Annotated in this window: 13 protein-coding genes and 1 pseudogene; 7 read left to right on the top strand and 7 right to left on the bottom strand. The window is 37.2% G+C overall.

Annotated elements, in window-relative coordinates; all coding sequences use genetic code 11:
• The first annotated feature begins 116 nt into the window (after positions 1 to 116).
• Genes DQM95_RS08660 through DQM95_RS08650 form a run of 3 tightly spaced genes read left to right on the top strand, consistent with a single transcriptional unit; the run spans position 117 to position 2,258 of the window.
• Complete coding sequence (locus DQM95_RS08660; RefSeq protein ID WP_037592686.1) at positions 117 to 461, top strand: Lin0368 family putative glycerol transporter subunit; 345 nt, start codon at positions 117 to 119, stop codon at positions 459 to 461.
• The gene (locus tag DQM95_RS08655) at positions 458 to 799 is read left to right on the top strand and encodes a Lin0368 family putative glycerol transporter subunit (protein ID WP_111686003.1); all 342 of its coding nucleotides are present in this window, start codon (positions 458 to 460) and stop codon (positions 797 to 799) included. The genes DQM95_RS08660 and DQM95_RS08655 overlap by 4 nt, the downstream gene beginning before the upstream one ends.
• A 22-nt stretch (positions 800 to 821) precedes the next feature.
• Positions 822 to 2,258 (top strand): 6-phospho-beta-glucosidase, encoded by a 1,437-nt coding sequence (locus DQM95_RS08650; protein WP_015911885.1) that lies wholly within the window; start codon positions 822 to 824, stop codon positions 2,256 to 2,258.
• Between the two features lie 43 nt (positions 2,259 to 2,301).
• Here the strand turns inward: DQM95_RS08650 and DQM95_RS08645 are convergent.
• Together DQM95_RS08645 and DQM95_RS08640 are read right to left on the bottom strand one after the other, a co-directional pair.
• Positions 2,302 to 2,805 (bottom strand): annotated as a pseudogene (locus DQM95_RS08645) (MFS transporter); the annotation flags it as partial.
• Positions 2,806 to 2,853: 48 nt separating this feature from the next.
• A complete protein-coding gene (locus DQM95_RS08640) occupies positions 2,854 to 3,204 on the bottom strand; it encodes a helix-turn-helix domain-containing protein (RefSeq protein ID WP_037592688.1) in 351 nt (116 codons plus the stop codon).
• Positions 3,205 to 3,379: 175 nt separating this feature from the next.
• On the opposite strand from DQM95_RS08640, the gene DQM95_RS08635 reads away from it, so the two are divergent.
• Entirely contained in the window at positions 3,380 to 3,610 is a 231-nt protein-coding gene (locus DQM95_RS08635; protein WP_015911882.1) for a helix-turn-helix domain-containing protein, read from the top strand.
• 32 nt (positions 3,611 to 3,642) lie between these two features.
• Here the strand turns inward: DQM95_RS08635 and DQM95_RS08630 are convergent, their stop codons facing one another.
• Both DQM95_RS08630 and DQM95_RS08625 read right to left on the bottom strand, forming a co-directional pair.
• Entirely contained in the window at positions 3,643 to 3,987 is a 345-nt protein-coding gene (locus tag DQM95_RS08630) for a hypothetical protein (RefSeq protein WP_015911881.1), read from the bottom strand.
• A gap of 32 nt (positions 3,988 to 4,019) precedes the next feature.
• Positions 4,020 to 6,296, bottom strand: coding sequence for a Xaa-Pro dipeptidyl-peptidase (locus tag DQM95_RS08625; protein ID WP_037592690.1), 2,277 nt, complete (start codon positions 6,294 to 6,296; stop codon positions 4,020 to 4,022).
• A 122-nt stretch (positions 6,297 to 6,418) separates the two neighbouring features.
• Between DQM95_RS08625 and gla the strand changes: the two genes are divergently transcribed.
• Positions 6,419 to 7,267, top strand: coding sequence for an aquaglyceroporin Gla (gene gla / locus DQM95_RS08620; RefSeq protein WP_015911879.1), 849 nt, complete (start codon positions 6,419 to 6,421; stop codon positions 7,265 to 7,267).
• Positions 7,268 to 7,281: 14 nt separating this feature from the next.
• On the opposite strand, the gene DQM95_RS08615 is transcribed toward gla, so the two are convergent.
• Positions 7,282 to 8,190, bottom strand: a complete 909-nt coding sequence (locus DQM95_RS08615) for a sulfite exporter TauE/SafE family protein (RefSeq protein ID WP_037592799.1) — start codon at positions 8,188 to 8,190, stop codon at positions 7,282 to 7,284.
• A 113-nt stretch (positions 8,191 to 8,303) separates the two neighbouring features.
• On the opposite strand from DQM95_RS08615, the gene DQM95_RS08610 reads away from it, so the two are divergent.
• Both DQM95_RS08610 and DQM95_RS08605 read left to right on the top strand, forming a co-directional pair.
• On the top strand, positions 8,304 to 9,056 hold the full coding sequence (locus DQM95_RS08610; RefSeq protein ID WP_037592692.1) for a CppA N-terminal domain-containing protein: 753 nt from the start codon (positions 8,304 to 8,306) through the stop codon (positions 9,054 to 9,056).
• Positions 9,053 to 9,985: a serine hydrolase domain-containing protein gene (locus DQM95_RS08605; RefSeq protein ID WP_037592694.1), complete on the top strand. Its 933-nt coding sequence runs from the start codon at positions 9,053 to 9,055 to the stop codon at positions 9,983 to 9,985. Before DQM95_RS08610 ends, DQM95_RS08605 begins: the two co-directional genes overlap by 4 nt.
• A gap of 41 nt (positions 9,986 to 10,026) precedes the next feature.
• Here the strand turns inward: DQM95_RS08605 and DQM95_RS08600 are convergent, their stop codons facing one another.
• A complete protein-coding gene (locus DQM95_RS08600; protein WP_037592697.1) occupies positions 10,027 to 10,473 on the bottom strand; it encodes a GNAT family N-acetyltransferase in 447 nt (148 codons plus the stop codon).
• Between the two features lie 56 nt (positions 10,474 to 10,529).
• Positions 10,530 to 12,857 (bottom strand): formate C-acetyltransferase, encoded by a 2,328-nt coding sequence (gene pflB / locus DQM95_RS08595; protein ID WP_037592699.1) that lies wholly within the window; start codon positions 12,855 to 12,857, stop codon positions 10,530 to 10,532.
• Positions 12,858 to 12,927: the final 70 nt, after the last annotated feature.

The raw sequence follows: 12,927 nt of genomic DNA, 5'->3' as shown, positions 1-12,927 counted from the left end.
ATATTTGTAAACAAGGGTTCAAAATGATTGAAATTCTCTTCATTTATTATATCATTTGATATCATAAAACCATAAGCGAATCATTTTCCTTAACGAAAGAGAAGTGGAGTCAGAAAGTGTCCTTTTTAAAAAGTATATTAGCCTATTGTTTTGCTGCTATGATGATTAATATCTTTTGGCCATTATTTGCCACTCCTTTTGGACTGTTTGCAGGTTTCATTGCGGGAGCAATTGTCATCGGACCTACCTGGTATATTTGTCACTATAAAGGATTTATCAGTCAAGGGAAACATTTGGCCATTGATATGGGGGGAGCCATTGCGACTTCTGTTCTAGTAAAAACAGCTTTAAAAGCGGGCTTTTCTGAAACTCTGGCTGCATTACCTACTCTCTTTACCTTAATTTTAGGAGCAATCCTAGCTGGTTGGCTCTATTGGAAAATAGAGGGAGCAGAAAAATGACCCTGATACAATTTTTCACAACCCTTCTTGGTGGCTTTCTGTTACCTTTTACCATTTTGCAACTTTGGGGGAAAATGGTTGATCGTTTCGATGCTAAAGGTGGTTTCTTGGCAGCATTTATGATTATTGGACCTATCTGGTTTTTAAACCATGGTATGGCCCATCCCTTAATACATCAAGGGTCGTCTGTCTTTATTGATATGGGATATGCGACAGCGATTGGTCTCTTGGCTTACGGTCTTTTTCGTGGGTTGGGTATAAAGGTTCATCTTCATAATTTGGCAGCTATGCTGATAGGTGGTTGCCTTGCTGGTCTTATGATTCATATATTGTTTTAATTAATAGAAAAGAGGAGAAAAAATGACTTTTCCAAAGAATTTTTTATGGGGTGGCGCTTTAGCGGCTCACCAATTTGAAGGTGGTGTTCTTGAAACATCTAAAGGTTTAAGTGTTGCTGATGTTATGACAGCAGGTGCTCATGGTGTTCCTCGTGTCATTACTGACGGTGTTCTTGAAGGCAATTACTATCCAAACCATGTTGGTATTGATTTTTATCATCGTTACAAAGAAGATATTGCTATGTTTGCTGACTTAGGATTCAAATGTTTCCGTACCTCAATAGCTTGGTCACGTATTTTTCCAAATGGAGATGAAACGGAACCAAACGAAGAAGGTCTGCAATTCTACGATAATGTCTTTGATGAGCTTTTGAAATATGGAATAGAGCCTGTTATTACCCTTTCTCACTTTGAAATGCCTTATCATATTGCCAAAGAATATGGTGGCTTTATGAACCGTCAGACGGTTGATTTCTTTGTGAAATTTGCTGAGGTTGTTTTCCGACGCTACAAAGATAAAGTCAAATACTGGATGACATTCAATGAAATCAACAACCAAATGAATTACCATAATGATATCTTTGGTTGGACAAATTCTGGAGCTCATTTTGGAGATTATGAGAATCCTGAAGAAGCGATGTACATCTGTGGTCACCACACTCTACTAGCCTCAGCTTTGGCGGTTAAAGTGGGGAAAGAAATCAATCCAGACTTCCTTATTGGGAACATGATTGCCATGGTTCCAATTTACCCATTCTCTTGTCGTCCTGAGGATGTCTTGTTAGCTAGCCAGGCGATGCATGATCGTTGGTTCTTCTGTGATGTACAAGTTCGTGGACACTACCCTGCCTACGCTTTGAAGATGTTTGAACGTAAAGGATTTAATATTCAAATCACTGAAGAAGACAAAGCTATTTTAGCAAATGGTAAAGTGGATTATATTGGCTTCTCATACTACATGACTAATGTTGTCGATTCCCAAAAAGAAATGGCTGATTTGTCAAAAACAATTGAAGCTTCAAACCCTTATAATGTTAAGAACCCATTTATAAAAGAATCTGATTGGGGTTGGGCAATTGATCCAATTGGCCTACGTTATGCCTTGAATCAATTTTACGAGCGCTACGAACTACCATTATTTATTGTTGAAAATGGTTTTGGCGCCATTGATGTTAAAGAAGAAGATGGATCTGTTCATGACCAATACCGCATTGATTATTTGAAATCTCACATTCAAGAAATGGAAAAAGCCATCAATGAAGATGGCGTTGAACTGATGGGATATACACCTTGGGGCTGTATTGACTGTGTTTCCTTCACAACAGGGGAAATGAAAAAGCGTTATGGTTTTATCTATGTAGACCGCAACAATGATGGTTCAGGAACACTTGAACGTAGTAAAAAAGATTCCTATGACTGGTATAAACAAGTTACAGCAAGTAACGGGGAAATCTTATAAAAGATTTCATCAATAGAAGCCTTCCAAATGGAAGGCTTCTATTTTAGTTTCTTTCTTTTAAGAGTGATGCGATCATGAGAACAAGAAGGGCAGAAGAAAGTGTTAAAAGAGTAAGGCTTTGAATACCAAAAGCTTTAATCACTAAAACGGCAATACTTAAGCCGATGGCTTGTCCTGGTTGGATGTTGGAACTGTTTAAGCTTAAAATAAAACTTGATTTGTTTTGGGGCCTTATGCTGATTCCTGTATTTAATTGAAGACCAACAAACCACCCCATAAATTGCCAGCAGAAGAAAAGAATAAGACTGATCCAAAAATGGTGTTGGAAGATAAAAAGAAGTAGTGTCAATAGGACTTGGCAAAAGGTTCCTAACAAAAGTGATTTTTTATAGCCAATCTTATCTGAAACATACCCCCCATATAGATTGCCCAAGAAACAAGCGAGTCCTGAAAGAATAAGATAAAAACTCAATATCCTGTTGACTTGAGGAAAGAGTTGTAAAAGGTATGGTGTTAGATAAGTAAAAATGGCACCATACCCATAATTGACTAAAAAAGCATGTAGTTGAAGGGCCTTCCTTCAATCTCATGCTTTTTATTTCTTATCTTGTTTATTCAGTAATTCTTGTCCCAATTCAATCCATTTTTGCTTAAGTTCTGAATCTAGATGCTCAGAAATATAGGAAATGTCTTGAAGGGATTCTTCTTTATCGGATAAGGGGTATTTGGTTAAATCGCCACCCACCAAATCATCTAGACTTACTTTAAAGAAGGCTGCAATTTGTTGCGTTGTTTCTTGCTTTGGTGTGTATTTACCACTTTCCCATTCACTAATGGTTGATGCACTTTTTCGGCCTAATTTATGAGCAAGTTCTAATTGATCGATATTATTTTTTAATCTTAGGTATTTTAAATTACTAGAGAAGTAAGATATCTTATCGGTCATTATCGGACTCCTTTGTCAGGTTATATACCTAATCATACCACAAATGGCATAAATTCAAAATATATTTGAAAAAAATCAACTATTTTTGCAAGAAAAACTTGACTTCATAAAAACCGAAGTCTATAATAATATTATCATCTGTATTTAATTTAAGTGATATATAGGAGGTGTTTCAGTGAGAAAAAGAAGTTTACGAGAAATAAGAAAACATCGTCGACTAACTCAAGAAGAATTGGCTCTACAGACAGGGATTTCCATTAGAACCATAGCTCGTTATGAAAAGGATGTTGCCATGCTTAGACGTGCTAAATATGAAAAACTTAGACTCATTGCAGCGGCTTTATCCGTATCTGTTGATGATATTTTTTTAGACGACACTTCGGTTTTTATGAAATTAAAACACTAAAAAAGAAAAAACCTATTAAGGTTTTTTCTTTTTTAAGATTGTTCTTCTTGTAGTTTCATCAGTAATGCTTCCTTCCAGTCCTTAATAAGGTCTAGGTGGAGAGCAAAATCAAAGTCTTTTACATTAATTTGGATGTCAAAGTGATTATCCTTATACCGAACCATTAAGACCATATTTTCCAATTTAGGTCCAAAATACCAAAAATAATCACTGGTATCATTGTCAGGAGATATATCAGATAAGATAATCTTGACAAGATTATCAATCCAATCCTGATGATGATTAAAGATTAGTCCATAGTCATGTTCCTGTAAAATAGACTCTTGATACCAAAAATGTTGGCTCTCACCATATGTTTCATGTGCTAATAATGTCATATGAACTCCTTTATCAACTAAGATTTATTACGTTAAGCAATAGGTAATGATAGGTAAGATTTTTCTAGGTTAATCCTTAATTCATAATCACTATTGTCTCTTACAGTATGTTCAAAGTCTGTCGTATATAAAAGAACTTGTAAACAATCTCCTTTACGGAGCTGGTATAGACTAGGTTGTAACTTAAAGTCAAAAGATAGCCATTGATCAGCTTCGACTGACTGGACTTCTAGTAAATCATCACGGTTCTGTAGATTAAGGACGCCTTTGGAAATGACGCGCTCCGTAGACTCTCGCATCGGCAATTCTTTTAAATCTTCCCTAGAGAAGTTTTGCCCATTATCCATTACTTTTAGGTCAAGAATAGTTGGCGTATCTCCGAGACGTTTTTTTAGCCCCTTGTCCAAAAGCTGAGCAGAAATTAGACCTTTAGAGACACTTGATGTTAAGGAGAGGTGAAGAATTGCTTCACCATTAAGCTGAAGGTCTTGATCGAGCGGGAACTCTAGCGAAAGCTGGTTAGCTTTCCCAGAGAATAAGTCTCTTTTGAAACTCTTGAAATCTTTACTATACCTTTCAAAAGTTTCTGTTGAATATTGGTTAGAAATCTTAGCAAAGCCCTCTCCAAGAGGAATACGAAATGTGTTGGAGGTTCCAAATTCTTCTAGGCTTTGCCATTTTTGTTCTTCTTGATTGTTTTGCCATAGGATAGCTGGTAATTGAAAGTTTGATGCAATGCCAAGCAATTTTTGACACAAAAGCGCATTCATGCATTCTTTAAAATCAATGGATTGCCAATTGTGCATGTAGACGTGTTGCCCATGATGAAGGAATAAATGTTTCGCTACAGAATCCGGAAGAGTATTGAACATGCTGTAAACCTGTCTTGGTTTGACATTCCAATCTTGAAGACCATGGGTAAAAACGACCTCGCAGGTAACATTCTTAGCATTTGGAAGGTAATTGCGGTCATGCCAAAACTGATTGTAGTCCCCACTATCACGATCAATAGCTTGAGATTGCTGATTCAACAACTGATAATACTTTTCTTTTTGCCTTAAGAAATCACCAGCATGTAAGGAACGTGAATAAGTGAGTTCTGTTAAGACATCTAAATCTTCTCCAGGATAACCACCAGGACTACAGATGAGGCCATTCTCACGATAATAGTCATACCATGAAGAAATAGCAGCTTCGGCAATAATGAGCTCAAGCCCCTCAACTCCCGTTGTAGCTAAACCATTAGACATGGTACCAAGATAGGATTTGCCTGTCGTTGCGACTTTTCCATTGGACCAATTTGCAAGAACATAAGCTTCTCTTTTATGACTTGTAAAGGCCTTAGCTCGACCATTTAGCCAATCAATAATAGCCTTAAAACTTTCAATTTGTACATAATCACCTGAGGTCATGAAACCATCAGAACCTGCTGTTCCAACACCAGAAACATAGATATTTGCAAAACCACGAGACAAGAAGTAATCATTCAATGTGTAAGAATCAATATAAGAGAATTGCTCTGTGTTTTCTGTGATTGGGAGGTCAGCACTTTCACAGACTAGTGTCGAAATGGAAGAATCCGCGACATGAATTTTGTGTGCTTCTTTTAACGGTAGGTCTGTTTGCATGGAATGCAGTTTTTTATCATTAGCAACTTCGTTAATCCCTTGATGATAAGGACTGGCTGTCATGACTGTTGGTATTTGCTTCTGACTTCTAGGTCGCAAAATCATGACTTTAATCAGATCACTCTTACCGTCATTATCGGAATCAATTGGTGCTTCAACATAGACAACCTCTTTAATCAGTTGACTGGTATCAAAAGTTGCTAGCGTTTTGCCATTAAAAAAATGATAGGTATTATCAGGACCTAAAAAACCTTTACTAATCAAGTCATCAATTAAGAGCATTCCATTCTTATGACGAGTTCCTAGTAGGTGATGAATGCTAGCAAAAAAATCATTTTCATTAAATGGAACCGGAAAAGCTATTTGGCTAGTAAATTCCTTGAGGTTTTCAAAATCGAAACCTGGAATAAAACCTAAGAGTTGTAAAGATACCATATCAAAGATTTCTTTAGTTAATGGTTTGTCAGCATTAAAAAAAGAAAGAAGATCAGTTTCAAAATCTGCAATAAAAGATGCTATTTGATAATCTTTATCAGAACTTTGGAAGAAATAAGTGTTTAAAAAACTCCTAAAAATTTCTTTTGGCTTATTGGATATTGGGAAATGGAAACCAAGATTTTCTAATTCTTTTTTGGCAACCTGTCCATCCGTTTTGATGTAGGAAAATTGATTATAGCGCATTTGACCTCCCTTGATTCATATAAGTAAACGTTTTTATTCTCTGAACTTGCTTTACATTGTCTATTATACTTGATAAAATGGTACTTGTCTAAAATATTAAAAATTGGAGGAACTCAAAAAACATGGATGTTACATGGACTGTGAAGTATATCACAGAATTTATTGCAACAGCATTATTAATCATTCTTGGTAATGGTGCCGTAGCAAACGTTGACTTAAAAGGAACTAAAGGAAATAACTCTGGTTGGGTTATTATTGCTTTAGGTTATGGTTTTGGGGTTATGATGCCAGCGCTTATGTTTGGTAATGTTTCAGGAAACCATATTAACCCTGCCTTTACACTAGGACTAGCTGTTTCAGGTTTATTCCCTTGGGCACATGTACTTCCTTACATTGTGGCACAAGTTCTTGGAGCAATGTTTGGTCAATTAGTTGTTGTAGGTGTTTATAGTCCTTACTTTAAGAAAACTGAAAATCCAAATCCAATTCTAGGTTCTTTTTCAACTATTTCAGCACTTGATGATGGAACTAAAGAAAGCCAAAAAGCTTCACTCATTAATGGTTTTGCTAATGAGTTTGTTGGGTCATTCGTTCTTTTCTTTGGTGCACTTGCATTAACCAAAAATTATTTTGGTGCAGAATTAGTTGGAAAATTGGTTGCAGCTGGTTATGATAAAACAATGGCTCAAGACCAAGTTTCTCCATACATTTCAGGAAGTCTATCAGTTGCTCACGTTGGTATTGGTTTCTTAGTTATGACTCTTGTTGCTTCTTTAGGAGGACCAACAGGACCTGGATTGAACCCAGCACGTGACCTTGGACCTCGTATCGTTCACCATTTCTTACCTAAATCAGTTTTAGGTGAAGCAAAATCTGATTCAAAATGGTGGTATGCTTGGGTTCCTGTAGTAGCACCAATCGCAGCTGCTATTCTTGCAGTAGCTGCATTCAAATTCTTATACATTAAATAATAACAAAAAGAGGCTTAAGCCTCTTTTTTATTTATGGTTAATCCAATGGATGGTTTTAATGCTGATCTGATTAGCATCAGACCGATAAAAATGACGATGACAACGACTAATTTTTTGAGACTATCAATATTAAGACGCGTTAAAAAGAGAACAGCTGTTAAAACACCGACGACACCGCCAGTAACAAGGCCTGCGAATCCTTCCCAAGAAACCCGTTTGTTCTGGATAAAGGGCTTGCTTGAAGCAGTCATAATCATGGCAGCATCTAACATCATGACAGGCATGGCAACAGCAGGACTTAATCCCATTAATGAAAAGAAAATTAATTCAGGAGCGTAATTTCCAAGTCCCATGGTCATAAGAACGCCAATCGTAAAATTAAAGGCGATACCTATGATTAACCAAATGCCGTGGAGACCATGCTGGGAATGAATGATATCAGCCCCTGGATTGGTCCACATGCGAAAAACCATGATAAAAGAAGCAAGGATTAGAAGTGTCCCTAAAATAGCTTGAACCGTTGGTGTATGCCAGTTTTTAGTAATTTTAGTCCCAAAGTATGCTCCCAAAAATGCTGCAGCAGCCATTGAGACAAGTGTCAATACTTCAACTTTAACCACAAAAATAAAACAAAGCGATTGAATTAGGACTGGAATGGCATGTGCCACAGTCATTGTACCGGGTAATTTACTATCATCATTTACGAGCTTGGTCACTTTAAAGAGCGTTGTTGTTGTAGCAAAAGAACCAATGCCTAGTGTATCTAGAGCATCTGTAATAAGACCAATCCAAAATCCTGTTAGAAATCGTTTAAAAGGATTAATCTTTTCTTTACGCAGATAAAAAAAGAGTGTGAAAAAAAGGAAAAGTATTGCTAGGATTAACAATACTTGAATAAGACGTAATACTAAAATATCATTCATAGCTAATAGTTTACAAGAAAAAAGAGTCTCGGTCAATGACTTTATTGAGAGCGCATAATTCCTTGTAAAAACGCATTTTTTCGTCTATAATAACATAGGATTAGGAGGAAAAGATGACTTTATTAGAAAATGCAGTTTTTAAAACTCCGGTGTTGCGTGTCAACAACCGTCAGTTAAATATTGATTTTTATCAAAAGAATTTAGGATTTAGACTGGTATCGGAAGAAAATGCCATTGCCATTTTTTCATCATATGGAAAGAAAGAAAATCGTTTTGTTATTGAAGAATCACCATCAGTAAGAACGCGTGCTGTGGAAGGTCCTAAAAAAGTCAATCAAATTATTATCAAAACAAGTCAACCAAAAGACATTGAACAATTGCTAGCCCATGGTGCCAAAGCGGATAAAGTTTATATTGGGCAAAACGGTTATGCCTTTGAAACAATTTCTCCAGAAGGAGATCATTTTTTACTACATGCTGAAGAGGATGTGAGTCATCTTGAGCTAACGGATCTACCTTCCTTAACGAAAGATGATGCTTTCAAGGGGTTGTCAGACTTCACATTTGAAAAGATTGTTTTAAACGTATTGGACCAAGAAAACTCCCGAGATTTTTACCTAAAAATCTTTGAAGGGGAGTTTCCAATCGAGCTTGACTTTGTTCAAATGCAAGGACCTGATTTAGCTCTCGAACCACACATTGCATGGGACTTGGAAATTCTAGAAGTGGGAGTCCCTAAGGATTTTGATTTGGCTAAGCTTAAATCACAATTGGAGGCCAAAGGGTTATCCATCTATCTTGACACAAAAGAAACAGTATTAGTTCTTTCCGATCCAAGTCTGATTGAAATTTGGTTTATGAAATGATAACGGTTATTTCTCAATTAATAGAAGAGCAAATCACCTCAGGAGTATATCATGGAGCAAGTTTAGCTCTTTATCAAGATGGGCAGTGGCAAGACTATTATTTTGGAACCATTGACGGAAAAGAGCCCATCCAAAAAGGCCTGGTTTATGATTTAGCCAGTGTTTCTAAAGTGGTTGGAGTTGGGACTTTATGTATTGATTTGTATAAAAGCGGAGCCTTGGACCTTGATCGCAGTGTGCAGTCCTATTACCCAGCTTTTGGGAACTCAGAAACGACAGTGCGTCAGCTTTTAACCCATACTAGTGGTTTAAATCCATATATCCCAAATAGGAATCAACTAGATGCTTCCCAATTGAAGGCGGCTATGCTAGAGTTAAGCCTGGAAGATAATAGGAATTTCCGTTATTCTGATGTTAACTTCATCATTTTAGGCTTTATGCTAGAGGAAATGTTTGGAAAAACTCTGAATCAGATCTTTTCAGAAAAGATTTTCAAACCCCTGGGAATGTCCCAGACCAGTTTTGGGCCAAGAAAAGAAGCTGTTCCGACTCTTAAAAATCATCGAGATGGCATTGTCCATGATCCTAAAGCCCAGGTATTAAAAGAAGATACAGGCTCAGCGGGGCTTTTTTCGACACTGGAAGATTTGCAGTTATTTATGGACTTTTATCTGAATTGGGAAATGTCCAAGGAACTATTTCGGGATTATAGTCACAACAATGCCTCTAGATCCTTAGCCTGGCGTTTAAAGGATGGTTGGCTAGATCATACAGGCTACACAGGTCCATTCATTATGTTCAATGAAAACAAAGAAGCTGTTATTTTTATGACCAATCGCACTTTTGAAAAAGATGAGCGTGATCAATGGATAAAGGATAGGGATCGATTGATGGACTGTATTCAAGTTGAAATGGCAAAAAACCTTTAGTCTTTGACTAAAGGTTTTTTATCTATTGATTCTGTCTTTTATTAGGGCTGCATCAAGACTTTCTCCATGGTAACGTGCTCAATACCAGCTTCCATGAAGTGGTCACCAATGGTTTGAAAACCTAATTTACTATAGAAGTCAACGGCAGAAAGTTGAGCATGTAATTCAATTTTTTCAAAGCCTTGGATGCTTGCGTAGTCTAAGATATAGGTCATCAAGGTTTGACCGATTTGGTCTCCTCGATAATCTTTCAGCACAGCCATTCTTTGCAAGGTCGCGATTTTGTAGCTTTTATTTGGAAGCAAGCGACAAGTAGCGCAGGCCTTGCCTTTATCATGATAAACCGTGAAGTGTAGGCAAAGGGCTTCATTTTTATCAATTTCAAGTGTTGTTGGAACACCCTGTTCTTTAACAAATACTTTATGACGGATTTTGACGGCATCTATATAAGTTTTGGATAGGGTGTTACGAGTCTGTTTGATAATCATAAAACTATTTTATACAAAAAAGAAGTATTGTCAATAGACAACCTTCTTTTTTGTGATTATTTTCCTGATATAGCTTCAGCAGCATCATCCATTGAAAGAACTTCGTGGAAGACACGTTGTGTTAATTCTTGTTTTTGTTCAGGAGTGAGGTATTTAGTGTTGACACAGTAACCAGAAATACGGACAATAACATCTTCACCAGACATGATTTTGTCGTAGACATCGTTAAGGTCCATAACGTTCAAGTTAACGTGTTGTCCACCGTTTTCGAAGTACCCATCAAGAACTGTAACCAAGTTATCAACTTGTTCGTCAAATGTTTTACCAAGTGCACGAGGAGATACTTGAGTTGTTAATGAGATACCATCGTTAGCGTGTGAGAATTCAAGTTTTGCAAGTGAATTAAGGTTTTGTAACCAACCACCTTTAGCTTTGTTTGATGGGTTAGCACCTGGTGAGAAGAACTCAACTTTGCTTGTGTTAACAGTACCATCTTCGTTTAAGTAAACACCACGGTGAACAGGTGAGTTACCAGTTTGTTTTGAGTAAGCTACGTTTGAAGTGATAGTCAGAAGTGAAACAGAAGCTTCAGCATTCTTATAAAGTTTATGGCTTGCAAGACGAGTGTGATAAGCTTCCATCAACCATTTAGCAATATCGTCTACACGGTCATCATCTTCACCGTAACGAGGGAAGTCACCTGTTACTTCATAGTCATAGATGTAGCCATTTTCATCGCGGATAGTTTTAACAGTAGCATATTTGATAGCAGAAAGTGTATCAACTGTATTAGCAAAACCACAGATACCGAATCCCATGTTAGCGCGTTGGTGGCTAGGTAAGAATGCCATTTGAACGGCTTCATAGTTGTATTTATCAGTCATGTAGTGAATGATGTTTAGAGCATCTACATATGTGTCTGTCAACCAGTCTAGAGATTTTTCGAAGTTTGCCATAACTTCATCATAATCAAGGATTTCAGAAGTAATTGGTTCAACAACGTTGAAGACTTTATAGTCTCTATGAACATCATCATATCCACCGTTAAGACCAGTAAGAAGTGCTTTAAGGACGTTTACACGAGCGCCAAAGTATTGAATGTTGTGACGTTGTTCTTCATTTTCAGGATCAAGTGGAGATACACAACATGAGATACATGACATTTCGCCATAACCTTCTTTAGCCATTGTTGTCACACCTTCATATTGGATTGAAGAGTGTTTGTGACTCATTTTCATACAATAGCGACGGAAAGCGTAAGGTAATTGGTCAGTCCAAAGAACAGTCAAGTTAGGTTCTGGAGAGTTACCAATTGTATCAAGGGTGTTTAAGAAACGGTAATCCATTTTTGTAACACGGTGACGTCCATCGTTACCCATACCTGCCATTGAAGTAGTGATAAATGTTGGGTCACCAGAGTAAAGCGCATCGTAAGCTTTTGTACGACCGAATTTTACTGTACGTAATTTAAGTACGAAGTCATCAACAAATTCTTGAATTTCAGATTCTGTGAAAGTACCACGTGCAAGGTCACGTTCAGCATAAATGTCAAGAACGATTGGCACACGTCCAAGTGATGTAGCTGCCCCGTTGATAACACGACATACAGCCATGAATGCGATGTTTACCCATTGGATAGCTTCTTTAACGTTTTCTGCTGGACGACGAACGTCAAGACCGTAAAGATCACCAAGTTTTGCAACTTCGCCTAGAGCTTGGTATTGGAGGTTGATTTCTTCGCGAAGACGAATTGATTCTTCATCAATTTCTGTGATAGCATTCCAGTCGTTAACTTTTTCTTGCATTAAGTAGTCTGCACCGTAAAGAGCAAGACGAGCATAAACACCGATGATACGTCCACGAGAATAAGCATCTGGAAGACCAGTTACAGTATGAGCGTGGCGAGCACGACGGATGTTTGATGTGTAAGCACGGAAAATACCATCGTTAACAGTTGTTACATATTTGGTAAAGATTTCATGTACAGCAGGATCTGGTTCATAACCATTTTCTTTTAGAGTTGTTTCTGCCATACGGATACCACCTTTAGGCATGAAATTCAACTTGAACAATTCATCGTTTTGGATACCATAAATAAGTTCGTTTTCTTTGTCAATGTATCCTGCAGGGATATCTGCAATTGAAGAAGGACGCGTATCAAATGGGAAACGAGTAGCTTCATAACCAGCTTTTGTTTCTTCAATGATTTTTTTGATTTTCAATGAACGTTCTGTTGCTCCTGCCAAGAAAGACTCATCACCATCATATGGTGTGTAGTTAGCTTGAACGAAACGAGAAACGCTTGCTTTTTCTTTCCAATCAGTTCCCTTAAAGCCTTCCCAAGCTTTTTCGAAAACATCTGTGTTAGTTTTTACAGTTGCCATAATCTTCTCCTTAAAATTCTAATAACAGAGCATCTGTTACATTTACAAGTTAAGTGTAACACAAAGTAAA

Origin of the sequence: Streptococcus uberis, from assembly GCF_900475595.1 — a bacterium.
Classification (GTDB): domain Bacteria; phylum Bacillota; class Bacilli; order Lactobacillales; family Streptococcaceae; genus Streptococcus; species Streptococcus uberis.
Note: the sequence above shows the minus strand (reverse complement) of the source record. Positions and strands in the feature narration are given on the sequence as shown.

Coding starts and splice junctions, on each gene's coding strand:
- DQM95_RS08640 (WP_037592688.1), bottom strand. CDS start 3,204: ATGACCGATAAGATATCTTACTTCTCTAGTAATTTAAAATACCTAAGA.
- gla (WP_015911879.1), top strand. CDS start 6,419: ATGGATGTTACATGGACTGTGAAGTATATCACAGAATTTATTGCAACA.
- DQM95_RS08600 (WP_037592697.1), bottom strand. CDS start 10,473: ATGATTATCAAACAGACTCGTAACACCCTATCCAAAACTTATATAGAT.
- DQM95_RS08630 (WP_015911881.1), bottom strand. CDS start 3,987: ATGACATTATTAGCACATGAAACATATGGTGAGAGCCAACATTTTTGG.
- DQM95_RS08625 (WP_037592690.1), bottom strand. CDS start 6,296: ATGCGCTATAATCAATTTTCCTACATCAAAACGGATGGACAGGTTGCC.
- DQM95_RS08615 (WP_037592799.1), bottom strand. CDS start 8,190: ATGAATGATATTTTAGTATTACGTCTTATTCAAGTATTGTTAATCCTA.
- DQM95_RS08605 (WP_037592694.1), top strand. CDS start 9,053: ATGATAACGGTTATTTCTCAATTAATAGAAGAGCAAATCACCTCAGGA.
- DQM95_RS08650 (WP_015911885.1), top strand. CDS start 822: ATGACTTTTCCAAAGAATTTTTTATGGGGTGGCGCTTTAGCGGCTCAC.
- DQM95_RS08655 (WP_111686003.1), top strand. CDS start 458: ATGACCCTGATACAATTTTTCACAACCCTTCTTGGTGGCTTTCTGTTA.
- pflB (WP_037592699.1), bottom strand. CDS start 12,857: ATGGCAACTGTAAAAACTAACACAGATGTTTTCGAAAAAGCTTGGGAA.
- DQM95_RS08610 (WP_037592692.1), top strand. CDS start 8,304: ATGACTTTATTAGAAAATGCAGTTTTTAAAACTCCGGTGTTGCGTGTC.